At 69.7% G+C, this 25,370-nt stretch carries 22 protein-coding genes and 1 tRNA gene; 12 read left to right on the forward strand and 11 right to left on the reverse strand.

Going from position 1 to position 25,370, the window contains the following annotated elements; all coding sequences use genetic code 11:
- Positions 1-31: 31 nt before the first annotated feature.
- Positions 32-107: transfer RNA gene (locus OHT76_RS19015), tRNA-Arg, on the forward strand.
- Positions 108-393: 286 nt separating this feature from the next.
- Here the strand turns inward: OHT76_RS19015 and OHT76_RS19020 are convergent.
- Complete coding sequence (locus tag OHT76_RS19020; protein WP_328872038.1) at positions 394-2,268, reverse strand: sensor histidine kinase; 1,875 nt, start codon at positions 2,266-2,268, stop codon at positions 394-396.
- Complete coding sequence (locus tag OHT76_RS19025) at positions 2,265-2,939, reverse strand: response regulator transcription factor (RefSeq protein ID WP_328872039.1); 675 nt, start codon at positions 2,937-2,939, stop codon at positions 2,265-2,267. Before OHT76_RS19025 ends, OHT76_RS19020 begins: the two co-directional genes overlap by 4 nt.
- A 176-nt stretch (positions 2,940-3,115) precedes the next feature.
- On the opposite strand from OHT76_RS19025, the gene OHT76_RS19030 reads away from it, so the two are divergent.
- From OHT76_RS19030 to OHT76_RS19040, 3 genes are all read left to right on the forward strand, one after another.
- On the forward strand, positions 3,116-3,517 hold the full coding sequence (locus OHT76_RS19030) for a hypothetical protein (protein ID WP_328872040.1): 402 nt from the start codon (positions 3,116-3,118) through the stop codon (positions 3,515-3,517).
- A 130-nt stretch (positions 3,518-3,647) separates the two neighbouring features.
- Positions 3,648-4,805, forward strand: a complete 1,158-nt coding sequence (locus tag OHT76_RS19035; protein ID WP_328872041.1) for a DUF6777 domain-containing protein — start codon at positions 3,648-3,650, stop codon at positions 4,803-4,805.
- A gap of 773 nt (positions 4,806-5,578) precedes the next feature.
- Positions 5,579-6,145 carry a Uma2 family endonuclease gene (locus OHT76_RS19040; RefSeq protein WP_328872042.1) on the forward strand — a complete coding sequence of 189 codons (567 nt, stop codon included), beginning with the start codon at positions 5,579-5,581 and terminating at the stop codon, positions 6,143-6,145.
- 188 nt (positions 6,146-6,333) lie between these two features.
- On the opposite strand, the gene OHT76_RS19045 is transcribed toward OHT76_RS19040, so the two are convergent.
- Complete coding sequence (locus OHT76_RS19045) at positions 6,334-6,768, reverse strand: hypothetical protein (RefSeq protein WP_328872043.1); 435 nt, start codon at positions 6,766-6,768, stop codon at positions 6,334-6,336.
- Between the two features lie 81 nt (positions 6,769-6,849).
- Complete coding sequence (locus OHT76_RS19050; RefSeq protein ID WP_328872044.1) at positions 6,850-7,446, reverse strand: NADPH-dependent FMN reductase; 597 nt, start codon at positions 7,444-7,446, stop codon at positions 6,850-6,852.
- A 112-nt stretch (positions 7,447-7,558) separates the two neighbouring features.
- On the opposite strand from OHT76_RS19050, the gene OHT76_RS19055 reads away from it, so the two are divergent.
- Entirely contained in the window at positions 7,559-8,395 is an 837-nt protein-coding gene (locus OHT76_RS19055; RefSeq protein WP_328872045.1) for a helix-turn-helix domain-containing protein, read from the forward strand.
- Between the two features lie 68 nt (positions 8,396-8,463).
- Here the strand turns inward: OHT76_RS19055 and OHT76_RS19060 are convergent, their stop codons facing one another.
- Both OHT76_RS19060 and OHT76_RS19065 read right to left on the reverse strand, forming a co-directional pair.
- The gene (locus OHT76_RS19060; protein ID WP_328872046.1) at positions 8,464-10,122 is read right to left on the reverse strand and encodes a cellulase family glycosylhydrolase; all 1,659 of its coding nucleotides are present in this window, start codon (positions 10,120-10,122) and stop codon (positions 8,464-8,466) included.
- Positions 10,123-10,210: 88 nt separating this feature from the next.
- The gene (locus tag OHT76_RS19065; RefSeq protein WP_328872047.1) at positions 10,211-11,407 is read right to left on the reverse strand and encodes an MFS transporter; all 1,197 of its coding nucleotides are present in this window, start codon (positions 11,405-11,407) and stop codon (positions 10,211-10,213) included.
- A gap of 69 nt (positions 11,408-11,476) precedes the next feature.
- On the opposite strand from OHT76_RS19065, the gene OHT76_RS19070 reads away from it, so the two are divergent.
- From OHT76_RS19070 to OHT76_RS19080, 3 genes are read left to right on the forward strand one after another with little or no spacing between them, the layout of a single operon-like run.
- A complete protein-coding gene (locus OHT76_RS19070; protein ID WP_328872048.1) occupies positions 11,477-12,472 on the forward strand; it encodes an ArsR/SmtB family transcription factor in 996 nt (331 codons plus the stop codon).
- On the forward strand, positions 12,469-12,972 hold the full coding sequence (locus tag OHT76_RS19075; protein WP_328872049.1) for a glutathione peroxidase: 504 nt from the start codon (positions 12,469-12,471) through the stop codon (positions 12,970-12,972). The genes OHT76_RS19070 and OHT76_RS19075 overlap by 4 nt, the downstream gene beginning before the upstream one ends.
- Before the next feature lie 52 nt (positions 12,973-13,024).
- Positions 13,025-13,900 carry a MerR family transcriptional regulator gene (locus OHT76_RS19080; RefSeq protein ID WP_328872050.1) on the forward strand — a complete coding sequence of 292 codons (876 nt, stop codon included), beginning with the start codon at positions 13,025-13,027 and terminating at the stop codon, positions 13,898-13,900.
- 142 nt (positions 13,901-14,042) lie between these two features.
- On the opposite strand, the gene OHT76_RS19085 is transcribed toward OHT76_RS19080, so the two are convergent.
- The 3 genes from OHT76_RS19085 to OHT76_RS19095 form a co-directional block, all read right to left on the reverse strand.
- Positions 14,043-14,252, reverse strand: coding sequence for a DUF397 domain-containing protein (locus OHT76_RS19085; RefSeq protein ID WP_155056542.1), 210 nt, complete (start codon positions 14,250-14,252; stop codon positions 14,043-14,045).
- 209 nt (positions 14,253-14,461) lie between these two features.
- Positions 14,462-15,319, reverse strand: coding sequence for a helix-turn-helix domain-containing protein (locus OHT76_RS19090; RefSeq protein WP_328872051.1), 858 nt, complete (start codon positions 15,317-15,319; stop codon positions 14,462-14,464).
- A gap of 297 nt (positions 15,320-15,616) precedes the next feature.
- The gene (locus tag OHT76_RS19095) at positions 15,617-16,372 is read right to left on the reverse strand and encodes a GOLPH3/VPS74 family protein (protein WP_328872052.1); all 756 of its coding nucleotides are present in this window, start codon (positions 16,370-16,372) and stop codon (positions 15,617-15,619) included.
- A 368-nt stretch (positions 16,373-16,740) separates the two neighbouring features.
- Here OHT76_RS19095 and OHT76_RS19100 point away from each other — a divergent pair, with 368 nt between their 5' ends.
- Together OHT76_RS19100 and OHT76_RS19105 are read left to right on the forward strand one after the other, a co-directional pair.
- Positions 16,741-18,798: a D-alanyl-D-alanine carboxypeptidase gene (locus OHT76_RS19100; protein WP_443049809.1), complete on the forward strand. Its 2,058-nt coding sequence runs from the start codon at positions 16,741-16,743 to the stop codon at positions 18,796-18,798.
- 195 nt (positions 18,799-18,993) lie between these two features.
- Positions 18,994-20,817 carry an MFS transporter gene (locus OHT76_RS19105; protein WP_328872054.1) on the forward strand — a complete coding sequence of 608 codons (1,824 nt, stop codon included), beginning with the start codon at positions 18,994-18,996 and terminating at the stop codon, positions 20,815-20,817.
- A gap of 6 nt (positions 20,818-20,823) precedes the next feature.
- Here OHT76_RS19105 and OHT76_RS19110 read toward each other — a convergent pair whose 3' ends face one another.
- Complete coding sequence (locus tag OHT76_RS19110; protein WP_328872055.1) at positions 20,824-21,648, reverse strand: hypothetical protein; 825 nt, start codon at positions 21,646-21,648, stop codon at positions 20,824-20,826.
- Between the two features lie 73 nt (positions 21,649-21,721).
- Here OHT76_RS19110 and OHT76_RS19115 point away from each other — a divergent pair, with 73 nt between their 5' ends.
- Together OHT76_RS19115 and OHT76_RS19120 are read left to right on the forward strand one after the other, a co-directional pair.
- Positions 21,722-22,507, forward strand: a complete 786-nt coding sequence (locus OHT76_RS19115) for an SDR family oxidoreductase (protein WP_328872056.1) — start codon at positions 21,722-21,724, stop codon at positions 22,505-22,507.
- Positions 22,508-22,633: 126 nt separating this feature from the next.
- On the forward strand, positions 22,634-24,202 hold the full coding sequence (locus tag OHT76_RS19120) for a sodium:solute symporter family protein (protein ID WP_328872057.1): 1,569 nt from the start codon (positions 22,634-22,636) through the stop codon (positions 24,200-24,202).
- Here OHT76_RS19120 and OHT76_RS19125 read toward each other — a convergent pair.
- Positions 24,187-25,302 carry an ADP-ribosylglycohydrolase family protein gene (locus OHT76_RS19125; RefSeq protein ID WP_328872058.1) on the reverse strand — a complete coding sequence of 372 codons (1,116 nt, stop codon included), beginning with the start codon at positions 25,300-25,302 and terminating at the stop codon, positions 24,187-24,189. The two genes, OHT76_RS19120 and OHT76_RS19125, sit on opposite strands and share 16 nt — an antisense overlap.
- Positions 25,303-25,370: the final 68 nt, after the last annotated feature.

Below are 25,370 nucleotides of genomic sequence, written 5' to 3' on the forward strand. Positions count from 1 at the left end.
GCAACCGCATCCGGCCGCGCCACCACAGAACGCCTTCGTAGCTCAGGGGATAGAGCACCGCTCTCCTAAAGCGGGTGTCGCAGGTTCGAATCCTGCCGGGGGCACCATGCGTTACCGCTCTGACCTGGGGTTTCTCCCCAGGGATGGGCTCTCTTCGGCCTCGGACTCCTCGTTCGGGGCCGTTTGCGTGAGCGGAGGGGGCCGATCACGACCTCGTGGAGACCTTGGGGACAGGTGGCCCCAGTCCTCGCAGACCCTCCCGGGATCACGCTGTCGGCGGCGCGTACAGCGGTCCTCGGTTGGCCCTGCTGATCCGTGCCAGTCGCTGACCGACACTCACGTCTCCGATCAACGCGGGGCGGTTCAGACATGGCAAGTTGTGAAGGGGCACCGTCAGGCAGGAAGGACGAGGGGCAGGTCGGCGGTGATGGTGGCGCCCTGAGGGGTGGTGCGGATGGTGAGGGTGCCGCCGATTTCCTCGACGCGTTCGTGCATGGATTGGATGCCCACGCCGGGTGTCCACGTCTCGGTGCACTGGCCGCTGTCGGCGACGGTCACGCGCAGGAGCGCGGGGTCCGCGAGCTCCAGGGTGAGGTGGGCGGTGGTGCCGTCGGAGTGCCGGGCGATGTTGGTCACGGCCTCCACGGCCACCCGGTACGCGGCCACCTCGACGGCCGCGGAGAGCGGCGGCAGGCGTTGCGGAACGTCGACCGTGACGGTCAGGGGTCGGCCGTCCGCGGCGCACAGCGGGGCGATGCGCTGGCGTACGGCGTCGACGAGGCCGAGTTCGTCGAGGGCACGGGGCCGCAGGCCGTAGACGATCCGGCGGATCTCGGTGATCGCGTCGCCGATGTCGGCGCGCAGCCCGCGCAGCGTCTCCACGGCGCGCTCCGGGTTGGCGGCGATGAGGTTGACGGCCGCGTCGGCGGTGTAGGCGATACCGGTCAGGGCCGGGCCGAGACCGTCGTGCAGATCCCGGCGCATCCGGCGGCGCTCCTCCTCCAGCGCGGTCACCACCCGGCCGCGGGAGACGCGCAGTTGCTCGCTGAGCCGCGCGGCGTGCAGGGCCTGGGCGAGCGGCGCCGCCACCAGCTCGAGCACCGCCGTCGCGGCCCGGGGCAGCCGCAGGTGCCCGGGCGGGAGGCACACCACCAGGTCGCCCACGTGCTCGGCACCCGCGCGCAGGGCCACGCGCGTGGTGTGGCCGTCGTCCATGGTGCCCACTGTGGCGACCGCGGTCCCGTCTTGGCGCAGGGCGATGCCGGGCACGCCGAGCGTGGACCGCAGGGTGTGAAGCCACAGCGGCGGCGGCGCACCTGCGGTGAGGTCCGTGCCGAGCCGGGTCAGCGTCTCGACCGGGTCGGCCGACCTGCCGAACAGCATCTCGTCCATGCTCGCCTCGACCCGCAGCCGTACGGGCTGGTACCCGGCGGCGATCGCGGCTGCCAGCAGTGCCGGCACCCCCTTGCCGGGCCGGGCGCCCACCACTAACTCCCACACCGCCGCGACACCCTCGTAGACCGCCGCGCTCAGCGCGAGCATGACGATCAGTACCGTGGCCCCGCGGATCACGACCCGTACGTCGGCCCGTCGCGGCGCGAGAAGCGCGACAGTGATGGCGAGGGGCAGCGGGAGCGACAGCGCACTCGTCGCGACGACGGTGTCCACTGGCCCCATGGGCAGGGAGTTCTCGGCGGCGAACAGCAGCATGCCGCCCAGCGTCGTCGCAGCGGCGCCCAGTACCAGCCACAGCACGCGGCGCCGGTCGTCGCCGGTGGTGACCTCGAAGAGCACCCATGTGCCTGCGAGCATCACGGTCCCGGCGGCGATCGCCGCGGCCACCTGAGCGGCTGCCGTGCCGGCCACCGCCGCGGCCGCGCAGCCGGCGCCGCTGCCGACGACGGCCGCGTCCACGTAGGCCAGCAGCCGGGACGGTGGCCGCTTCGGCACGACGCGCAGGGCCGCCAGCGGCAGGGCCACCGTCGACGCGAGGACGGCCAGGACCACGGCGAGGGCACGGGCGCCGGTGGCGAGCGCGAGCGGGGCGGCCAGCAGGACGGCCGCGGACGCGCAGAGGTACGGGGACGACGCTGAACCTGGGCGGCGGGCGGTGACCACCCAGCAGCACAGCGCCAGGAACGTGCCGACGATCACCGCCCAGATCGCCCACTGCTCGGAGGAAGAGGGCGGGTCGAACGCGAGAGAGGCGAAGGCCGCGGTGACGAGAAGCGTGAGAAGGACCCACGTGCTCAGGCGTCGTACCGTCACGGCCCGGCCTCCGGCTCGCCGCCGCCCAGGCCGTGCTCCCGGGCCAGGATGACTGCCTCCGTCCGCCCGCTCACGCCCAGCTTCAGGAAGATCGCGGACAGGCGGTTTGCCACGGTCTTCTCGGCCAGCGCCAGGTCGGCCGCGACCCGGGCGTTTGTGTAGCCGCGGGCCACGCGGTCGAGCACCTCCCGCTCGCGGGCGGTCAGTTCGGGGAAGGGGGCGGCCGCCGGGGTCGCCGGGGAGAGACGGCCGAGGAGGCGTGCTGCGACACCGGGCGCAATTACGTACTGCCCGGCCGCGACAGAGCGCAGGGTGGTGAGGATCTCCGCCTGCTGGGCGCCCTTGAGGAGGTAGCCGCGGGCACCGGCGCGCATCGCGGACACCACCGTCTCGTCGTCCTCGAACATCGTGACTACGAGCACCGCCACGTCCGGCAGCAGGGCGGTCAGTCGCCGGGTCGCCTCCACACCGTCCAGCGCGGGCATCTGGATGTCCATCACGACGACATCCGGCCGACTCAACTGGGCCTCCCGGAGCGCCTCTTCACCGGTCGCCGCCTCCGCCACCACCTCCACGCCGTCCAGCGAGGCCAGCAGCGCGCTCATACCGCGGCGTACAACGGGATGGTCGTCGGCGATGAGCACCCGGATCGGGCCGGCGGGGGAGGTCATGTCCCGATGATGGCCGAACGGGTCTCCCGGCCGGGAGAGTTCGCCTTCCCTGCGATCGGGAAATCCTCCCGGACGGCCGGGAGGATCTGACGATGCGCGCCGAGGGGTCCGGACGCGATGCTCGGTGCACCGGGTCGCCGCACCGGCGGCCCCAACACCCTTACGGGGGAACCGACATGGGCGCGACACAAGCGGTGGGTCCCACGCTCAGCCGCAAGAACAAGGTGGGCCTCGGGCTCGCCGCAGCACTCGGGCTGCTCGACATGACCAACGTGGCCGGCATTCCGGCGTCGGACAGCGACACGCCCGGACCGCCGACCGGCGTCCTCGTCGCCGACGTCGTCCTCGGACTGATCACGGTCGTCGCCGTCGTCTACACCTGGCGCACCGCCAACCGCACCGGCTCCCGCGTCGTCGCAGGGTCCCGGATCCTGTCGGCGATCACCGCGCTCCCGGCGCTGTTCGTCACCGGCGTCCCGGCCTGGGTCGTGCCCGTCGTCTCGGTCCTCATCGTGGTCACCGTCGTCGTGATCGCCCTGGTCCTGTCCCGCCCGGCCCCGGAATCGGCCACCACGTGACGTGACGTCACCCGAGACGCGCCTCGACGCGTCCGGCACCGCGAGGGGAGTGCCGAACGCGTCAGGCCGCGGGCCGGCATGCGCCGGGGCGGAAACCGCCCGAGAACCAATCTCTCAGTGAAGGAGAACCATGAATCACAAACGGGGGATCACCAGGATCGCGGTCCTGGTCGCCGTGGTCCTGAGCATCGTCGGACCGGCCGTCACCGGATGCGGGTTGTTCACCAGGGTCGCCGTCAAGGCGGTCGCCCGCGGGGCCCCGGCCGCTGCGCCCTTCTTCGCGGAGGCCGTCGGAATCGCCGCCGACCGCGCGATCGGCGACGGACTCACTCTCGGGGGCGGCGTGCAGAAGGGCGACCAGCCCGGCCTCTATGGCGGGACGCGGAACGGCAAGAGCTGTGACAAGGCGAAACTCGTCGGATTCCTCAAGAACCCCGCCAACCGGCACAAGGCCCTGGAGTGGGCCAAGGCGCAGGGCATCGACGTCGACGAGATCGGCGGCTTCGTCGGGAAACTGACGCCCGTTCTGCTGCGCAACGACACGCTGGTGAAGAACCACGACTACAGGAAGGGCAAGGCGGTCGCCTTCGACGCGTTGCTGGAGGCCGGCATCGCGGTCCTGGTCGATCTGTACGGCAAGCCCGTGGTGCAGTGCAGCTGCGGCAATCCGCTGGGGGCGTTCGAGCACGATGTCGACAAGGTCGACGTCGAGTTCAAGGGAACGAACAAGAAGTGGATGTCGTACGACCACGACAAGGTCGTCAAGGTCGAGCCCACTGACGTCGGGAACGAGGTCGAGGCGTACCGGCTGGTGGACGTCCAGGAGCCGGACGCCGGGCTGGAACGGCCGGCGGGCTCGGACGGCGCGCAGGACACCTCCCTGCCCGAGGATCCGGGTGAGGCCGGCGCCGCGGACGACGGCGAGGACAACGGCGGATACGTCGAGGTGCCCGACGTGACTCAGTCCTCCGTCGAGGAGGCTTCAAGGATCCTGGAGGATCAGGGCCTGGCCGTGGAAACCACTCAGGAGCCCTCCGAGACGGCGGGACCCGGCACCGTCCTCGGCCAGAGCCCCGCCGCAGGCGAAGAGGTCCCGGCCTCCAGCACGGTGACCCTCACGGTGGCCACCGCTCCGGTCACGACCGACCCACAGGCGACCGACCCGCAAGTGACCCCCACGCCCGGCGAACTCGCCACTCCGACGCCGACGGACGTCGCCACACCAGGAGACACGCCCCCTGTACCGGAACCCCCGCCCTCGGACGGCCTGTTCGGCAGCACCTCCTGAAGCCCCGGCCCGCCGCCGCACTCCCCCCCCTGCTTCTGCCCTGATCGCGGAGGCAGGGGGCGGCTCAGGTCTTACGGGGACAGATCCGCCGCACTTGAGCACCGGGGCCATCCCACAGGAAACATCGATCGCTTGCTGGCCCACTCATGCCCGTCCCCCGCAGGCAGAATGCCTCCGTTCGCGTGAGCGATGCGTGAGCGGATGGCAGAGCACCACCCGGCATGAGCGGAATCAAGCGTCGTGCCGGGATGGCGCTGACCTGCGGGGACAGCACCGCCCGGCATAAACCACCACCGCCGATCAAGAATTCGCCCCCACTCCTAAAGCGGGTGTCGCAGGTTCGAATCCTGCCGGGGGCACCACGCATTACCGCTCTGACCTGGGGTTTCTCCCCCCTGGGAGGCACTCTATTCGGCCTCGGACTCGCCGTCCGGGGCCGTTTGCGTGAGCGGACGGGCTCGGGCGCCTCCGCGGAAGCGGGTTATCCCGGTCCCACCTACAGATCAGGTGGCCGAAGCAACCGAGGCAGCGTCGAGGCTTGGTCAGGAGGGACAGCGGTCACTGACGTCTGATCGCGCGGGATAATCCGCCCGCCTGTTCCGATCCCCTGGTGACGAATGCACCGCGCCGGTTCCTCACCTGTCGTGGGCTCGCTGGTCGGATGCCGGCCGTCGGGGAGGGGCGTGAGCGACATCAGCGTGCCGGACGGATGGCAGACAGTACGCTGAGTCCAGTGGGATCGGGTCCGCAGCACAGCGTCCAAGAGGTGCTTCATGACGGCCGAGATGGTGGCCCCGGCGTGGATGCATGAGCAGATCACGGCGGAGGAGTACGAGTCCTGGTCCGAGGAGCAGTGCGCCGGTATCGAGATCGTGGACGGGATGGTCGTCGTTAGTCCGAGTGCGTCCAAGCGGCACAACCGGCTGGCCCGGATTCTGGCGAACGCCTTGGGTGCCGCCGCGGGCCCGGAGTGGAACGCCGACACTGGCTTCGACGTCCGGCTTCAGAACGTCCCGCTCACCAATCGCCGCCCGGACGTCATCGTGTACCGCGCAGACACGATCGACATCACCCCCACCCGCCCCGAGCATGTGCTGCTGGTCGCGGAGGTGGTGTCGCCGGGCTCGGAGACCACCGACCGGATCGTGAAGGTCGACCAGTACGCCAAGGCAGGCATCGGCTTCTACTGGCGGATCGAGCAGGCCGCGACAGGCGTCCCTCTCGTGTACACCTACGTCCTCGACCCCGCGACGAAGACCTACCGGGACGGAGACGTGTTCACCGGCGTCCTCAAGGTAGCGGCCCCCTTCCCGGTGGAGATCGACCTCGGTCAGGTCTGACCCACGCGCAGCAACCGGCAGCGCGTGAACGATGCGTGAGCGGACTGCACGGCGGCATGAGCAAGGATTCGATCCCACTCTCCTAAAGCGGGTGCCGCAGGTTCGAATCCCGCCAGGGGAACACCAGACAAAAGGCCCCGGACCAATCACGGTCCGGGGCCTTTGGTATTCACTTACTGAAGCAATGGTCAGGCAGTCGTGTAAACCCACCCGCCGCAATGCTCAAGGTAAGTCCCGCCATAGTGGCCACGGCAAATCCTGAACTGCAGCTGATAGCCCTCTGTGAAGTCCTTGTTCTGCCAGCGGGACTCGCCGGCGCCCAGCCTCATCCAGATAGTTCCGCCGCGCACGAGCGTGCCGCTGGAGTTGTGGAGACGCCATTGGGTGGCAGCGGAGAATCCGTCCGCCCTGTTGTCGGAGACGAAGAACCAGTCGCCGTTCTCCTGGAATGCCGCACTGGCGTCTTCGTAGGAGCTGTGGGCCCAGACGTTCGACCCGCTGGAGGACGGGGACAGCCCGGTGGCGCTGTCCGTCTCCCAGGTGATGGCGGACGCCTGGGTGGAAAGGAGCATAAAAGCTCCCGCCGCGGCAGCGATAACTGTCGCTATGCGCTTCTTGCGCATTTGGACCCCCTACATGAATTGCAGATGACGGCGATCATGCTAGCGCAAGAAAGGGAAGCATTGATCAAGTGAACAATTCCGTCATCCGGGATAAGGCGCCGCCTCACGTGCCGTCCGGAGGGCTCCCGCCCACCACGACAGCTGGTCGAGGAGGGTCTTGGCGTAGCCGGGGGTTTCGGGGTCCAGGGGGCGGCCGTCCTGCCAGGACGTGAAGTACATCGGGAAGGACAGGCCGTCCCGGATGGTCACCGCATGCAGTTCCGTCAGGACGTTTTCCAGGTGGAGGACCGCATGGCGGCCGCCCGCCGCACCGCCGTAGCTGACGAAGGCGACCGGCTTGGCCGTCCACTGGGTGAAGTGCCAGTCGATGGCCGCCTTCAGGGAGGCGGGGTAGCTGTGGTTGTACTCCGGTGTGACCACGATGAACGCGTCCGCGCCCTCCAGGGCCGAGGTCAGGGGCGCCATCCCGGCCGGGCGGGGGTAGTCGTCTCCCGCGAACTTCGGCGGTGCCGCCGGGAGGGCCAACGGGATGTCCACCTCGGCCAGATCGATGACCTCCACGTCGAAACCACCGTGCGCCGCGGCCTGTTCGGCCACCCACGAGGACACCACCGGGCCGAACCGTCCGTCCCGGACGCTTCCGACGATGATCACCAGCTTGTGCTTGTTCGTCTCCATGGCCACCACGATCAGGGCTTACGAAGGCCCCAACCAGACCGTGTTCAGGCTGGCCCCCGCAGGGCCACGCTGAGCACTCCGCGAGCGGCCGACCGCGAATTATGCTCGCCGTATGGGGACGCCACTGGGGGACTTCATCCGAGCCAAGCGCGACAGCATCCAGCCCGAATCGCTGGGGCTGCCCGATCGCGGTCGCCGTCGGTCACCGGGGCTGCGGCGCCTCGATCTCGCCGCCCGGGCCGGTATCAGCGTCGAGTATCTGACCCGCATCGAGCAGGGCCGGGACCGCAATCCCTCCATCGCGGTCGTCAACGCCCTCGCCGACGCCCTCAGCCTCGACCCCGCCGAACGCAACCATCTGCGCTACCTCGCCAAGATCACGGGCGGTGAGTGCTCCGCCCACAGCCGGCCCGCACCCCCGAGCCGCGACGTCCGTCCGACGGTCCTGGAGACCCTCCGTCTGCTCGAACCCGGTATCGCCGTCGTGACCAACCGGCTCGGCGACATCCTCGCCCACAGCAGCGGCTACGCGTCCGTGACGAGCGGGAGCGGACTGCTCGACTCCGACAGCCCGAACCTCACCCGGTACCTGTTCACCGACCCCCGCGCCCGGTCCTTCTTCGCCGACTGGGACGACATCGCCGACGAGCAGGTCTTCGACCTCTGGCTCGCGCCCTCCGTCGAGAACTCCGAGTGGTTCAGCACGGAGCTCGCCCCTCTCGCAGGGCCTGACTTCACCCGTCGGCTCAACCGTCACACGGTTCCCGGGCGCGGGGACCTCCGCCTCAAGCACCCGACGGCCGGGGAACTTCGGCTGCGCCGCGAGACTCTCGAACTCTCGGCAGACAACCAGCAATTGGTCGTCTTCCTCCCGGCCGACGAGGCCACCGCCCAGGCCGTCGAGCAGCTCCGTCAGCGGTCCCACGGTCGGCTGCGCGCCATTTCGTGAGTCGCTGCGCGCCATTTCGTGAGTCAGGGACGGGCCCGCGACCTCAGCCGCGGGCCCGTCCACAAAGGTCAACTCGCCGTACAAGTCGCTCCGTTCAGCGTGAACACGCTCGGCGACGGGTTCGTCGTCCCCTTCGTGCCGGTGAAGCCGATCGAGACCGATCCGGACGCCGGGATCGTCGTCGTGTACGACGCCGGGGCCACCCGTACCGTGTCCGCCGTCTGTGTCGGGACTCCGCCCCACATGTTCGTCACCGTCTGGCCCGCCGGGAAGGCGAAGGTCAGGGTCCAGCCGTTGACCGGGGTCGTGCTCGTGTTGCGGACGGTCAGGTCCGCCTGGAAGCCGCCCGGCCATTCGTTCACCACGCGGTAGGTGACCGCGCAGGTTCCCGTGGGCGGGTTGGTCGTCGTCAGCGTCGCCGTCGCCGAGCGCGGGGAGCGGTTGCCCGCCGCGTCCTTCGCGTAGACCGCCAGCGTGTACGCCGTGTTCGGGGACAGGCCCGTCAGGGCCGCCGAGGTCGTCGTCGACGCGGCCAGCGTCGTCTCCGTCGTGCCCGTCACCCGTACGATCTCGTACGCCGTCACGCCGACGTTGTCGCTCGCCGCCGGCCAGCTCAGCTGTGCCGACGTCGAGGTCACCGCCGATGCCGTGGGGGTGCCGGGGGCCGTCGGGGGCTGGGTGTCGGTCCCCCCGCCGCCGAAGATCGTGGCCTCCTTCGACGTCTGGGCTATGCCATTGGCGCCGTTGAAGATCCGCTGGCCCCAACTGCTCAGCTGATTCGGGTCGAAGCCGATCGACAGGTCCAGGATCGGGTCCGTGTTGCCGCTCCAGGACCAGGCCAGGTAACCGAGGTTCAGCCTCTGCGCCTCGGCCATCATCGTGTCCTCGTCCGGATCGCCCCATTGGTCCGCAGGGCCGCCGAACTCCCCTATCAGGATGGGTAGTTTGGCTGCGACAAAGGCGTTCAGGTAGTCCGTTATCTCCGCCGCCGTGTCGTACACGCTGTACATGTGGATCGAGAAGATCAGGTTGCCGGTGGTGTCCGCCGCGTACACCGCCTGGGCGTTGGCACGCATCACGCCCTGCCAGTCCTGGCCCCAGTTCGGCGCGTCCACCATGATCGTGTGCTCCAGGCCCGCCGCCCGCAGCTTCTTGATCGAGGCGATCGTCGGGTCCGTCCAGCCCGCCGGATCCGTGTTGCCCCAGGGCTCGTTGCCGATGTTGACGATGACGTAGTTCTCCTGGCCGGCCAGGACGTCCTTCAGGCCGATCCAGTAGTCCGCCGCCGAGTCGAGCGTGGCGGCCGCCGCCTCCTCGCCGTAGCCCGTCGTGTCATGCACCTCCAGTACGCAGATCAGCCGGTTCGCCTTGCAACTGGCGATGACCGCGGCCACGTCCTCGGGCGTGTTCCGGGTCCAGCGGTGGCCGTTGGACAGGACCACGCGGACGCTGTTCGCGCCCAGCGCCTTGATGTCGGCCAGCGACTGGGTCTCGCCGGGGTACCAGGTGTGAGCGTGGTTCACACCGCGCATCACGAAGTCGTTGCCGTTGGCCTCCACCAACCGGCCGTTGCTGATGTGCAGGCCAGTGGCCTGGGCGTCCACGGGTGGCTCCGCGGCCTGGGACGGCGTCGCGCCCAGGACCAGCAGACCTAACAGGGTGGCCAGCGCCGTCAACAGTCTCACCGTCAACTGCCTCGCCGCCACCGAGCTCTTGTGTGTTCTCACTGCGACTCCTGAGAAGTGAGCACCGGAAAGCATCGGAAGAAAAACATGGGAGCGCTCCCACACATGTATCCACCCCGCCAGGGACACGTCAAGACAATGCGCGCTCCTCGATTCCCGCGGGCACCGGAGCGCGCAGCCCCCTCGCGAGGCACACCGTCACCGCCAGCGACGACACCGCCATCACGGCCATCGCCGTGGCGGGAGACGTCAGTTGGGCCACCGAACCGGCCAGCGTCGCGCTCACCCCCTGCAAGGTCAGCATCCCGGCCGAGTGCAAGCCCAGCGCATGTCCGCTCAGTTCGTCGGGCGTGAGCTCCATCAGCCGCTCCTGCTGGATCAGGCTCGCCCCGAAACCGACCGACGCCAGCGCCACGGCGAGGGCCGCGAGCGGCACGGGCGGGCCGAGGACGAAGAAGGCGTACGGCGCAGCCAGCAGCATCAGCAGCGGTACCCCCAGCCTGGCGCGCCGCGCGGGTGGGATCAGGCGGCCCACCGTCACATCGCCCGCGAGCATCCCGAGCGCCGCGCAGGCGAACAGCGTGCCGGCGGATTCGGGGGCGTAGGAGACGAAGAGCGACTCGCAGCCCACGACCAGGCCGTTGGGGATCCACAGGGCCAGGTAGACCGTCCGGCGGGGGCGGGAGGACCAGAGCAGGGCGTTGGTGCGCCAGGTCGCCGCGACCGACGGGCGGCCCGAGGCGCGCGGGGCCCGGGCGGTGAGGCCGAGACGGACTCCAGCCGCTGCAAGGACGTACAGCAGGGCCGAGAGCAGCAGGCACCAGCGGGGTGACAGCAGCGCCACCAGCACCCCGCCCGTCGCGTACCCGGCGATCTGCATGATCCCGCTCATCATGTTGAAGACCGAACGCCCCAGCAGATAGCCGTCCTTGGCGAGGATCTCGTTCAGCAGTCCCCAGCGAACTCCCCCGCCGAGTGACGCGATCAGGCCTTGCGTCAGCAGGATGACGAAGACCGCCCAGATCGGCAGACCCGGTACGGCGAGAAGGGCCGTGGCCGCCGCGAAGGCCAGCGACATGCCCGTCAGGGTCGCCCTCGGGGGGAGACGGTCGGCACCCGAGAGGAACAGGGACGCGCCCAGCACCTGGGCCAGCGACGGGCCGAACATGCTCACCGCCGACAGCAGCGGGGAGTCCGTCGCCCGGTACACGAGCGTGGCGAGCGCCAGAGAGCCGACCGTCTGGGCCGCGACATGGGCCGAGGAGGAGAGGAAGAGCGGGGTGAACTCAGGGGTGCGGAAGAGGGCTTGGTAGCTGTTGCTGCGCATGAGCGGGAGTCTCGGGCGGCGCTTGCGGGGGCCGTTAATGTTTCGCACAGGTGCGAAAGGAGGGGCGTCATGGGCTGGTGGCAGGTCAACGCGGACACGCTCGCGCGCAGCCGGTTCGTGCTCTCGCCGCTCGCCGAGACCTTCGCGAGCCTGAAGCTGCTGCACGCGGCGACCGGCGCCCACCCGGGCGAGAAGGCCTGGCTGCGCGCGCATCTGCCCGGCTACCGGGCCCTGCTCGCCGCCGATCCGGTGACCGCGCTGCTGGTGCGTGCCGGGCTCGGGCGGGACTGGATCGCCGACTTCCTCACGCCCACGCCCCGCGACGGGGAGACCTTCGAGGAGGGCGTCGCCCGGGTGCGCGCGGCCCGCCCCTCGGAGGCTCGCGCCCACCTCACCGTCTCCCTCGCCGGACCGCTCCCCGCCGAGCTGGACCGCGACGACCTGCCGGAGCGGGCGGCCGCGCTGCTCCAGTACGTCTGGCAGGAGACCGTACGGCCGGACTGGGACCGGCGCCGACGGATCCTGGAGGCGGATGTGGTCGCCCGGACCGTGCAGGTGAGCCGGAGCGGCTGGGCGGCGGTGCTGGACTCGCTGCGGCCGGGGACCCGGTGGCTCGGGGAGAGCCGGTTCCAGGTCAACCGGCACGAGTACCCGCCGCGGGAGATCTCGGGCGCCGAGCTGGTGTTTGTGCCGGTGACGCCGAAGTCGGGGTGGGTGTCGTGGGAGGGCGACGACCGGTACGCCGTCGTCTACCCCTGCACCGGCGCGCTCGCCTCGCACCACGACCGCCGTGCCGTCCCGACGGGACTCGGGGCGCTCCTGGGCACCACCCGCGCCGGTGTCCTCGTCCTGCTCGGCACCCCGATGAGCACGACCCAGCTGGTCGCGGTGACCGGACAGGGTCTCGGCTCGGTCGGACGTCATCTGCGGGTGCTGCTGGACGCGGGGCTTGTGGAGCGGCGGCGGGCGGGGCGGTCGGTGCTTTATGTGCGTACGGCGGCTGGGGAGGTGCTGGTGGAGGCGGCCGGAGAGATGTCACCCGGCGCGGCTAGCATCCGGGCATGACTGTAAACAGCAGCAATCCCCTTGATGTCCAGATCGACGCGCTCGCCGGCGGATCCGCCGACCTCAAGCAGTACCTCGGTCAAGTCGTCCTCGTCGTGAATGTGGCCTCCAAGTGTGGGCTGACTCCGCAGTACTCCGGGCTGGAGCAGCTCCACGAGAACTACGCGGGGCGCGGCTTCACCGTGCTCGGCGTGCCCTGCAACCAGTTCCTCGGGCAGGAGCCGGGCAGCGCCGAGGAGATCGCCGAGTTCTGTTCGGCGACGTACGGCGTGACCTTCCCGATGACCGAGAAGGTCGAGGTGAATGGGGAGCAGCGGCATCCGCTGTACGAGCGTCTTGTCGGGTTCGCCGACGGTGAGGGGCACAGTGGGGACATCCGCTGGAACTTCGAGAAGTTTCTGATCGGGCGGGACGGCCAGGTCGTCGCCCGGTTCTCGCCGCAGACCGAGCCGGACGCCGCGGAGGTCGTGGCCGCCGTCGAGGCGCAGATCGCCGCTTGACCTTTCCCCTGGGGCAGACCCGAGCGTCCTGTCACCGGGCGAACGGCGCCCGGTGACGGAGGATGACGTGGTGGACGTAGGAGAGGAACTGCTCACCATCGGGGCGTTCGCCGCCCGGGCGCGGCTGTCGGCCAAGGCCCTGCGGCTGTACGACCGGCTGGGGCTGCTGGCCCCGGCGCACGTCGACGAGGTCAGCGGCTACCGCTACTACCGGGCCGGACAGGTCGAACGCGCCCGGCTCGTGGCCCTTCTGCGCCAGCTCGACATGCCGCTCGCGCGGATCGCCGAGGTCGTCGAGGCACCGGACGGGGCCACGGCCGCGGGCCGGCTCGACGCGTACTGGGCGGACGTGGAGACGCGGTTCGCCGGGCAGCGGACGCTCGCCGAGTACCTCCGTGGACGACTGTCGGGGAGGAGCTCCGAGATGTACGGGAAGTTCGTGGTCGAGACGGTGGACGTGCCCGAGCAGGTGCTGATCACCGAGATGCGGCATGTGCTGGCGGGCGAGCTGCCGGCGTGGATCGGCGCGTCGCTGGGGCGGCTCGAGGAGGGGGCGAAGAAGTGCGGCGGCAGCACCGGCGCGCCGTTCGTCGTCTACCACTCCGATGTGTCGATGGAGAGCGACGGCCCGGCCGAGTCGTGTGTGCCGGTGGCCGACGAGGCGGCGGCGCGGGCGTGGGTCGAGAAGCAGGGCCGTACGCATGCGACGAAGGTGCGCGTGGAGCCGGCCCAGCGGCTCGCCTACACCCGGATCACCAAGGCCCAGGTGGCCCATCCGCAGATCCTGGCCGCCTTTGAGGCGGTGGAGGAGTGGATCCCGAAGCAGGGGCTGTGGCAGGCGGGCCCGTGCCGGGAGATCTACTTCGCCGACTGGGACGCGGCGGGCCCCGAGGACCCGGTCTGCGATGTCGCCTTCCCGGTGAAGTAGCCACCGAGCCGGTGAACGGCCGTGCCCGGCAGACGCGTTGCGCATCTGCCGGGCACAAGCCGAGCCCCCTCGGCAAGGACGGCGGGCTGGTCGAGAGGGCTCTTCCTGTGGTGCTTATGGAGTTGTGATAGGTGGTGCCGCATCAGCCGAGGTCGAATGCTCCTCGGCCGGCCTGAGCCACGAAGGCGTTCCACGCGTCCGCCGGGAAGGCCAGCGTGGGACCCTCGGGGACCTTGGAGTCCCGGACGGCCATGGCCGCGAGAACCGGTGACTTGATCTCGACGCACGCGCCGTTTCCCGTGGAGTACGAGGACTTGGTCCACGTGTCCGTGGCGCCCTGACGAATTGCCATGTTCGCTCCGCATTGCCAGTTGATGAGTTGCTGAGATTGCGCCAACGGTGTTGCTCGATGGCGTGATCGACGCTACTCGCCAACATCGGCTGATGAAGCGACCATTCACTCGACCGGATGGCATATTCCAATGGAGCTTCCATCTTGGCCGGGCGAAGGTGTACTGTGCGCCTCCTTCTGCCCAGGGGGCAGGATCCAGAGCCTCGGCCCTAGCGGGCGTACTCCTTCGCGATGTCCGCAATGAACTGCCGGGACTGGTCCACATTCAGCGCCTGCGCCCGCAAATGCTCGTACATCACCGCGTACTTCTGGACGTCGTTCGCCTTCTCCAGGTACAGATCGCTGGTGACGCCCTCGATGTAGACCACGCTGGAATCGGCCGCGTCCGGGAACTCCAGGATCGCGTACTGCCCGTTCAGGCCGGGATGGGCGCCCATGTCGAAGGGGATCACCTGCACGGTGACGTGCGGCAGCTGCGACTGCTCGACCAGGTACTCCAACTGTTCGCGCATGAGGGAGCGGTTGCCGACCACCCGACGCAGGGCGGCCTCGTCCAGGACGGACCACAGGCGCAGCGGGTTGTCCGGGGCGATGATTCGTTCCTGCCGGCGCAGCCGCACCTGGACACGCTTCTCGACTTCGGCGGCCGCGGTCTCCGGCAGCGCGCCCGCGATCAGCGCCTCCGCGTACGTCCGGGTCTGCAGCAGACCGGGGACGACCTGGGGGTCGTACACCCGAAGACTCGCCGCGTCCGTCTCCAGGCCGATGTAGACGCTGTACGGGATGTCGCCGAAGGAGTGCCACCAGCCCTGCTGGCGCGAGTCCTTGGCCATCTGCATCAGGGAGTCGACGATCCGGACGTCCTCGACCTCGTAGACCCCGCACAGATCGCGGACGTCGCGCTGGCTGATGCTGCGGCGGCCGTTCTCCAGACGGCTGATCTTCGACTGGGAGACCAGCAGCCGCTCGGCGACTTCCTCGGCCGTCATGCCCTTGAGCTCGCGGAGCCGGCGCAACTCCTGACCCAGCCGGCGGCGCCTGACAGTGGGATTGACATTGGACGCCACGGGACGTGCACCTCCGGCTGCATGTACTGCTTGCGACTTTGCGTATCTGCTGTTGAGCAGACTGCCACCAAGGTGCTTTCTACCGCTGGGAAACGGTGGATATGCGCTGCATACACGCCAGTTCGGGGCATGGACGCAAGCCGTCCGCACATGCGGCCGCGCGGGGCGGCGGGACCGTGTCGTCGTCCGGACACATACGGTCCCGCCACCCCGCGCGGACCAGCGGCTCCCGTACCGGGCCTTTGGGGACTGCGGTGCGGCGTAGCTGCCGATTGGTGCGGGTCGTGGAACTGCGGCTCAGTGGGCCACGACGCGCGCCATCGAGCCTCGGCGCGGTTGCATCGGAACGCCACGAGCGGGTTCCGGTGCGGCCCTGCCTCCGGGGGCCGGCTGGCGGCCGGCTGGAGCGGGGCTGCGACGCGGCTGGGCCGCGACGCCGTTCTGGACGTCCATCACGGCGTGCGCGACGAGACCGCCCATGGGGTCGTGCCTGATCAGGTCCCGCAGCCGGGACCTTGAGGACCTGCCCTCATTGCCCGGATACAGGTGCTTGCCGAGGCCGACCGCATGCGCCAGTGCGGCAAGCGCCGCGGTCCGCGGGTCCGGCGGTACGCCGGTACGGATCGCGGAGTCCAGCCGGGCCCTGATCTCTCGGCTGATCTCGTTGTCGCTCGCCTGGTAGCGAGTGGTCGGCAACACCCCGCACATCTGTCCGGCCACGGCATGCACCATGCCGCACCGCTCCAGATGCGAGAGGTAGGTCTGGCGCAGCCCCAGCCGGGGCCCGCCAATCCAATGGACGGCACGCACGGGAGCGCCACGCCTGCGCAGCAACTCCAACGCACAGTCCAAAGTCGGATCTCCAGTCGGCCGTGGTACGACCACGGCGATACGATCCCCGTCAGGGGCTATCCGTCCGGCCAGCGCCAGCTCCACTAGCTGTGCTCCGGCCAGACCGAGGTCGAGCGACTGCGGCTGTGCAGTGGTACCCGTGGCCGGGTCCAGTGCCAGCAGCAGAAGCTCCTCCGGAATTGTTCTGCGGCTCCTGCCCATCCATGCCTCCCCGCGTGGATGAATGACAGGGTGACCCCTCTCACATTCATCTGTCGAGGGTGCGTGACCTGTTTGTAAGGGAACCAGTAGGTATGTCGTTCTCGTCTACCGCGTCAGTCAAGCCCGCACACAGGACACTGGTACATGGTTCGGACAGCGCGTTGGAGCGGGGTCCGGGCGGCGGCGGTTCAGACAATTCAGACGATTACGTCGGTTCACGGGTTTAGGAGGCATCGGTGGCGGGCGAGTCCCCCGACAGTTCGAAGCAGCGCGAGTCGTCGGCAGAACCGACGTCGGGGAGCGCGGGTCCGGTTCCGGAAGCCCGGAACGAATCCACCGACCCCCGCCTGGCAATGACCCGCGGAGGCGTGGACACAGCGACCCGCATCCTCTCGGCAAGCGACCTGGCAGAAGCCCGAAAGCCGGCGACGCCCGAGCCGGAGGCGGAGGCGGAGGAGCCCGACTCCGGAGACGCCCGCCTGCGGGCCGCGGTGGCGGCATGGGTGTCCAAGGGCGACGAGAAGCCGACAGAGCCCGAGGAGCCGACGGAAGAGGCCGAGGAGGAGGCACCCGAGGAGGAGGCACCCGAGGAGGAGCCACAGAACGAAGCCGCCTCCGAGGACGAGCCTGAGGACGAGACCGAGCCTGAGCCCGAGGACGAGACCGAGACCGAGCCCGAGGCAGAAGCCGAGGACGAGGACTCGGAGCCGGAGACCGAAGCCGCAGCGGACGACGAGCCGGAAGCCGCGGCCGACGAGGACGAGGCCGAAACCGAGGACGCACCCGAGGCCGCCGACGACGAGGAAGCCCCACAGGGGCCACCCGCACCCGACGACGAAGCCAGCACGGGTGGTGCGGGTGGGAACGACACGGCCGAAGGCGAAGCCGAGGACGCACCGCACGACGAGCCCGCGGCCGCAGACGCCGAGGACGCGAAGCGGGACGCACCCGCGGCCGCAGACGCCGCCGAGGACGCGAAGCGGGACGCACCCGCAGCCAAGGCCGTAGACCACCCCACCACCGCCATCCGCGCCCCCCGCCCGCCCGCCGTGGACCAGCCCACGAGCAAGTTCGTCGCCCTCAAGCCCGACGTCACCACCGCCATCCCCCACGTCGGCCCCGAGCGCACCACCCAGCAACCGCTCCCCCCCAAGCCCCCGCTGGACCTGCTCGCCGAGCTGACGAACACCCCGCCGCCCCCGGACACCCCCGTCCGCAATCTGGTCCGACGGGTCAAGATCTGGACCCCCCTGGTCCTCCTGCTCGTCGTCGTGTTCGCGATCGTGCAGGCCGTACGACCGCTCCCGACCCCCACCCTGGACCTCACCGCGGAGTCCACGTACACCTTCGACGGCTCCGAGGTCGACATCCCCTGGCCCGCCGAGGGACAGGCCGCGCTCGACGTCCAGGGCATCGGATCCTTCGGCTCCTCCGGCGACCAGAAGCCCGTGCCGATCGCCAGCGTTGCCAAGGTCATGACCGCGTATGTCATCCTTCGCGACCACTCGCTCAAGAGCGGCGAGGAAGGCCCGAAGATCGAGATCGACCAGGCGGCCGAGGAGCAGGCGACCGCGGAAGGGGAGTCGACCGTCAAGGTGACCGCGGGCGACTCCATCACCCAGCGCGAGGCCCTGGAGAGCATCCTCATCGCGTCCGCGAACAACGTGGCGCGTCTCCTGGCCCGTTGGGACGCCGGTTCCGAGAAGGCGTTCGTGGAGAAGATGAACGCCGCCGCCGAGGACCTCGGCATGACCAACACGACGTACACCGACCCCTCGGGCCTGAACAACACGACGGTCAGCACGGCCGTGGACCAGATGAAGCTGGCCAAGGCCGCGATGGAGGATCCCGCCTTCCGCGAGGTCTCCGCGATGATGTCGTACGACGACTACAAGGGCGAGAACCACGGCAACTGGAACCAGCTGGTCGGCAAGAACAACGTCGTGGGCATCAAGACCGGCACCACCACCTCCGCGCTCGGCAACCTCATGTTCGCCGCGAAGCAGGAGGTCGGCGGTGAGACGCGGACCATCGTCGGTGCCGTGCTGCGCCAGCCGGACGTCGGCGGCGGCATCCTCGCCGCCGCGCTCGACTCCGGCGACCAGCTGATCCGGGCCGCCCAGGGCGCCCTGGAGTCGGCGACGCTGCTGAAGAAGGGCGATGTCGTCGGATACGTCGACGACGGCCTCGGCGGCCGTACCCCGGTCGTGGCGACTAAGGACGTCAAGGCGGTCGGCTGGGCGGGCCTGAAGGTGGAGCTGGACTTCAAGGCCGACGCCGTACCGCACGAGGCGAGGGCCGGCACGAAGGTGGGCACGCTCACCGTCGGCGACGGCGGCACCGCGGGCGCGGTCAAGGTGCCGGTGGCACTCCAGAGCGACCTGGTCGAGCCCGGCTTCACGGACAAGCTGATCCGCGTCAGCTGATCCCCCGGCGCGCACAGCCCGCCGACGGCCCCCACCCGGGAGCCGGTCGGCGGGCTGCGTGCTAGCGTCACGAATCGGGTCAGGTCGTCGCTCACAAGGCACGGCCGGAAAACCCTCTAGGACAGGGCCGACAACACGCGGGAAACGGGACGCGGCCAGAACAGAAGACAGGACACCACGGGGAGTGCCTTAACGGTGGTCACCACGGAGCCGACACGCGCCGACGACGCCGCTGCGGGCCCGGAAACCGGCCCGCGAATACGCGTGCCCGCGAGCGAGGACCACTCGCCCACGGCCGCCGTCTTCCTCACCGTACGTGAGCGTCTGCTGCGTCACCCCGTTCTGTCCATCACCGCCCTGGCGGGCGTCCTGCACATCGTCTGGTTCTTCACGTTCGCCAACAGCGGCGGCGATCTCGCGGCCCAGGACGCCTGGGCCGAGTTCGTCGGCCGGCACCCGGACTCGGCGTACAACCTGGCCTGGTACGGCGGGATGCACCCGGTGTCGTACAGCGTGGTCTCGCCGTATCTGATGTCGGTGCTGGGCGTCCGTACGACGATGATGATCGCCGGGACCGTCTCCGCGGGCCTGCTCACCCTCGTCCTCATCCGCAGCCGGTCCGTCCGCAATCCGCTGTGGGCCGCGCTGACCGGGGTGTTCGCGCTGCTGTGCAACGCGGCCTCGGGGCGGGTCACCTACGGTCTCGGCACGGTGTTCGCGCTCGGCGCGGTCGCGGTCGTGTTCTGCTGGCCGTACCGCTGGCGCTACAAGCGCTGGGCGAAGGCGCTGTGCGCCGCCCCGCTGGCCGCGCTCGCGACGATGGCCTCGCCGGTCGCCGGTCTCTTCGTGGGTCTGGTGGCGGTGGCGCTGTTCCTCCAGAAGCGGCGGCCCGGCGCCTGGGCGCTGGGGCTCGCGCCGAGCGCGGTGGTGGCCGTATCGGCGTGGCTGTTCCCGTTCTCCGGGACGCAGCCGATGATGTTCGCTTCGGTGATCCTGCCGTTCGCCTCCTCGGTCCTGGTGCTCTTCCTCGTCCCCAAGGAGTGGACGACGGTCCGGCTGACCGCGGCGGTCTACGCGCTGTCGGTCGTCCTGGTGTGGCTGATCAGCTCGCAGATCGGCTCCAACATCACCCGGCTTTCGATGCTGTTCGCGGGTGTGGCCCTGGCGGCGGCGCTGCCCTTCACGGTGCCGCGCACCCGCAAGTGGTACGTCACCGTGCTGGCCCTCGTCGGGTTCAACGTGTGGATCGGCGTGAAGTCGGTCGACGACATCGTGCACACCACCCCGGCCGCCTCCTGGGCCCGTGAACTGGCGCCGCTGGTCAATGAGCTCCAGGAGGTCGGCGCCGAGAAGGGCCGGGTGGAGGTCGTACCGGCCCGCTCCCACCGCGAGGCCTCGGCGCTCGCGCCGTACGTCAACCTCGCCCGTGGCTGGAACCGCCAGGCCGACATGGAGCGCAATCCGCTCTTCTACGACGACACCCTGAACTCGGCGAACTATCTGGAGTGGCTGAACCGCTGGGCGGTGCACTTCGTGGTGGTGCCGAAGGACGAGCCGGACGGTGACGGCGGTGAGCGCGAGCGGGAGCTGGTGCAGCGCGGGATGCCGTATCTGAAGCAGGTGTGGGGCGACACCAACTGGCAGCTCTTCCAGGTGATCGACCCGGCGCCGCTCGCCGAGCCGAACACCGTGGTGGAGCGGGCCGAGCAGGGCGAGTGGACGATGCGGGTGAGCGAGCCGGGGCGGGTGCTGATCCGGATCCCGTACTCGCCGTGGCTGAGCATCGTCGACGCCGAGGGCAAGAAGCTCGATCCGCCGAAGGAGACAGAGGCCTCCAAGGACCGTCCCGACGGTGAGCCGAAGTCGTACGACAACGTCAACGGCTGCCTGATGGAGACGGACGAGGACGCGCTGGGCGACAAGTGGACCATGCTGGTGGCCCCGAAGGCGGGGACCTACCGGCTGGCCGCGCCGTACGACGTACCGCGCGGCACTCCGTGTCCGGACGCGCTGAAGTAGCTCCCTTCAGCGCAGCTGGTCCACGTACTTGTCGGTGCCCGGAACCGTCGGCACGAACGGCGCGAGCAGCTCCAGCCGCCCCAGGCCCTCCATCGTGTCGAGCCCCGTGAAGTACGGGTCCCAGCACTCCCTGGGATCCGCCTCCAGGAACCACAGCAGGGTCAGCCGTGTTTCCACGCCCTCGACCTGCTTGACGTAGGTCATCCGGTCGCCGGGCAGGGGCGTGGGCCGGAAGATCGTCACCATGGCGGCCGGGGACCCCGCGAGGCGCTTCGGGAGGTTCCGTGAGCGCAGCCACTCGGTCAACTCGGCCCGCTGCTCGGCCGATTCGGCGTCGATGACCTCCAACACCAGGCCGGCGTACGGATGGTCCAGGGCGTGGAAGTCCCGCGGCCCGGCCGCCCCGTCCCGGTACACCGTCGCCTCGTGGTCCTGGAAGGCGGTGAAGACGTGGGTGCGGTCCTGGTAGACGCGGGCGTCGCGGTTGAGACGCTTGTTGATGGCGACGGTCCACTTCATGTGGTCGTCGTAGCGGCCATCGGTGATCCAGTACGTCGAGAGGTAGCAGCCCGCGGTGACGGGCTGGGCAACGGCCGACTTCTCGGGCGCGCGCAGGAGTTGCAGATCGCGGGTGGCGACCCAGCGGCGGCCCGCGTACATCCAGGGCATGGCCATGGCGCCGGCGTAGTAGTGGTCGTCCTCGTACCAGCGGTTGTAGGCGTACTCATGGCCCGGGTGCGGTTCGACCATGGTGATCAGGGCATGGCCCGGGCGGACTCCGTACGGGCCGACGGCGGCGAGTTCGGCGTAGACGTCGCTGCGGGTGTCCATGGCGTTCCCCTTTCCTCGCGTCGCTCATACTCTGACGCTCCGTCAGATATTTGGCCAGAGAGGGGAGTCCGCGATGTCGCTGCTCTACGGCAGGACAGTCGTCGTCTCGGGAGTGGGGCCCGGACTCGGGCATCAGGTGGCGGCGGCGGTCATACGGGACGGGGGGAACGCGGTCCTCGGGGCGCGTACGGAGGCCAACCTCACCAAGAGCGCGGCCGAGATCGATCCGGACGGGGCGCATACGGCGTACCGGACGACGGACATCACCGACGAGGCGCAGTGCGAGTCGCTCGCCGGCCTGGCGCGAGAGCGGTTCGGGCGGATCGACGCGGTCGTCCATGTGGCCGCGTGGGACGGGTACTTCGGCGGTCTGGAGGACGCGGACTTCCCGACCTGGCAGCAGGTGATCGACGTGAATCTGCTGGGGTCGCTGCGGATGACGCGGGCCTGCCTGCCGGCACTCAAATCGGGCGGCGGCTCTGTGGTGTTCATCGGGACCCAGTCGGCGGTGGCCGCTCCCTCGCAGGTACGGCAGGCCGCGTACGCCGCGTCCAAGGGGGCGCTGACCAGCGCGATGTACTCGCTGGCGCGGGAGCTCGGGCCGTATCGGATCCGGGTCAACACCGTGCTGCCGGGGTGGATGTGGGGGCCGCCGGTGCGGGCGTACGTGCGGTTCGCGGCGCAGTCGGAGGGGGTCGAGGAGTCCGCCGTACGCAAGCGGCTGACCGATCGGATGGCGTTGCCGGAGCTCGCCACGGACGGGGATGTGGCGGACGCGGCGGTGTTCCTGGTGTCGGATCGTGCGCGGGCGATCACGGGACAGTCTTTGCTGGTCAACGCGGGGGAGCTGATGCGGTGAGTTCATAGATGTGAACCAGAACCATCATGTCGAATACTTTTACCTCCCCTTGACCTTACGCCTGCTTGTCGTGTTCACGAGGCAGCGCCCACGATGAGCGCCGGGCTGAACCCTGGGAGGGCGCACATGAACGGTCTCGACTGGGCCGTGCTCATCGGCTATTTCGGCGTGATGGTGGCGATCGGCATCTGGTCGCACAAACGCGTCGACAACGTGAGCGACTTCTTCACCGCCGGCGGGAAGATGCCCTGGTGGCTCTCCGGCATCTCGCACCATATGTCGGGCTACAGCGCGGTGATGTTCACGGGCTACGCGGGCATCGCCTACACCTACGGCGTGACCTCCTTCGTCACCTGGTCCTTCCCGATCGCCCTGGGCATCGCCATCGGGTCGAAGCTGTTCGCCCCGCGGATCAACCGGCTGCGCTCACGGCTCCATGTGGCCTCCCCGCTGGAGTACTTGAAGAACCGGTACGACCTGAAGACGCAGCAGGCACTCGCCTGGTCCGGGATGCTGCTGAAGATCGTCGACGTGGGTGCGAAGTGGGCGGCGATCGCGACGCTGCTGTCGGTGTTCACCGGGATCTCGCTGAACCAGGGGATCCTGATCACGGGTTGCATCACGGCGGTGTACTGCACGATCGGCGGGTTGTGGGCGGACGCGCTGACGGAACTCGGGCAATTCGTCATTCAGTTGCTGGCCGGTATCGCGATGTTCGTGGCCGTCGTCGTGGAGTTGGACGACAAGGGCATCGGCTTCTTCGGCGCGTGGGACGAGCCGGAACTCCAGGGCCACGGCGAGCCGCTGGTGGGGCCGTACGGAACGGTGTTCCTGCTCGCCTTCCTCTTCATCAAGCTGTTCGAGTACAACGGCGGCATGCTCAACCAGGCGCAGCGGTACATGGCGACCCGGAACGCGAAGGAGGCGGAGCGGTCGGCGCGGCTGTCGGCGATTCTGTGGCTGGTCTGGCCGCTGGTGCTGTTCTTCCCGATGTGGATGTCGCCGCTGCTGGTCGAGTCGCAGAAGCCGGACGGCTCGGACTCGTACGGCCTGATGACGGAACAGCTGCTCCCGCACGGCCTGTTGGGCCTGGTCATCGTCGGCTTCTTCTCCCACACCATGGCGATGTGCTCCTCCGACGCCAACGCCATCGCGGCGGTGTTCACTCGGGACTGCGCACCGGTGATCTGGCGTCGGGCGCGGAGCTGGAGCGAGGGGCAGGGGCTGCGGGTGGCGCGGGTGACGACCGTGGTCTTCCTGGGCCTGTCCATGGCGGCGGCGACGCAGGTCAACTCGCCGACGTTCGGGGACATCATCACGGTGGTCATCAAGTGGGTGGCCGGTCTGATGGGCCCGATGGCGATCCCGATGATGCTGGGGCTGCTACGGCCGTTCCGCCGCTCGGGTCCGACGGCCGCGCTGACGTCATGGTCTCTGGGTCTGCTGGCGTTCTGGCTGGTGAACTACCCGATCCACTGGAACGTGGACGGCGGGGTACCGCTGCAGTACCAGGTGTCCATCCCGCTCGCCGTGTCCCTGGTGCTGTACATCCTGATCGGCTTCGTGAAGCCGGAGGACACCCCGGAGCGGATGGCGATCATCGACAAGGTCAACTCCGACGACGACGGATCGGCCGCCGCGGCGGTTCCGGCTCCGGCCGACCCCGTGGACGAGGTGGCTCAGCCGCGCGGGTAACGGGCGAGCCAGCCCGGGGAGGAGCCCGCCGGACCGTGCAGGGCCGGGCCCTGGGTCATCTCCATCGCGAAGTCGTCGGACAGTTCCAGGATCGTGGGACGGCCCTCCAGCTCGGCCAGCCAGGCCGGGGGGAGGGCCGTTTCGCCGTGCAGGGCGCCCAGGAGGCCACCGGTCAGGGCGCCTGTCGCTCCCGAGGGGCCGTCGTGGTTGATCGCCAGGCACAGGCCGTGGCGTACGTCCTCGCCCACCAGCGCGCAGTACACGGCCACCGCCAGTACGCCCTCCGCCGTGCCCTCACCCAGCAGTTCCTCGACCCGGGCCGGGGTCGGCATCCCCTGGCGCACCGCCCCCAGCGCGTGCTGGAGCGCGTCCGAGACGGGCTGATGGCCGGAGCGGGCCGCCAGCAGCGCCAGCGCCCGCTGCACCGCGCCGTCGAGGCTCTCGCCGCAGGCCAAGGCGTGCACGATGATCGCGTACGCGCCCGCCGACAGGTATCCGACCGGGTGGCCGTGCGTCTGTGCCGCGCACTCGATCGCCAGCTGGGCCACCAGTTGGGGCTCCCAGCCGACCAGGAGGCCGAAGGGCGCCGACCTCGCCGCCGCCTCCGGTCCCGCCTCGCCCAGGTTCTTCGGCGCCTCCAGGGTGCCCATCGCCTCGTCGCCGAAGCCGATCAGCAGCGATCGGGCGGCGTCGCGGCGGGCGTACAGCCACTCCTCGCGCGCCAGCCAGCCGTCTTCTTTGCGCCGCTCGTCCGGACCCCAGTCCCGCTGAGTGGCCGCCCACCGCAGGTACGCCCGGTGCAGATCCGTCGGCGGATGCCAGGCGCCCGTGTCCCGGCGGACCTGGGCCCGTATCAGCCCGTCGACCGAGAAGAGGGTCAGCTGAGTGAGGTGCGTCACAGCACCCCGCCGCCCGTACCCGAGCCCCAGATCGACCAGGCCCTCGGCGCCGTACGCCTCCCTGATCTCCTCCAGGCTCATCCCGTCCACGGGCGCGCCCAACGCATCGCCCACGGCGACCCCGAGCATCGTTCCGCGCACCCGGCTACGGAAGTCCTGCTGCTCGGAACGGCCCCAGACGGCGCCCGCTGTCGCACCCACGTTCAGCACTGTAATCGACCAGGAACGGTCGGTTCAGGGGGCGGAAGGGTATGCGGGGTGTGCGGTAA

The sequence above is a fragment of the Streptomyces sp. NBC_00287 genome, assembly GCF_036173105.1.
Taxonomy (GTDB): Bacteria; Actinomycetota; Actinomycetes; order Streptomycetales; family Streptomycetaceae; genus Streptomyces.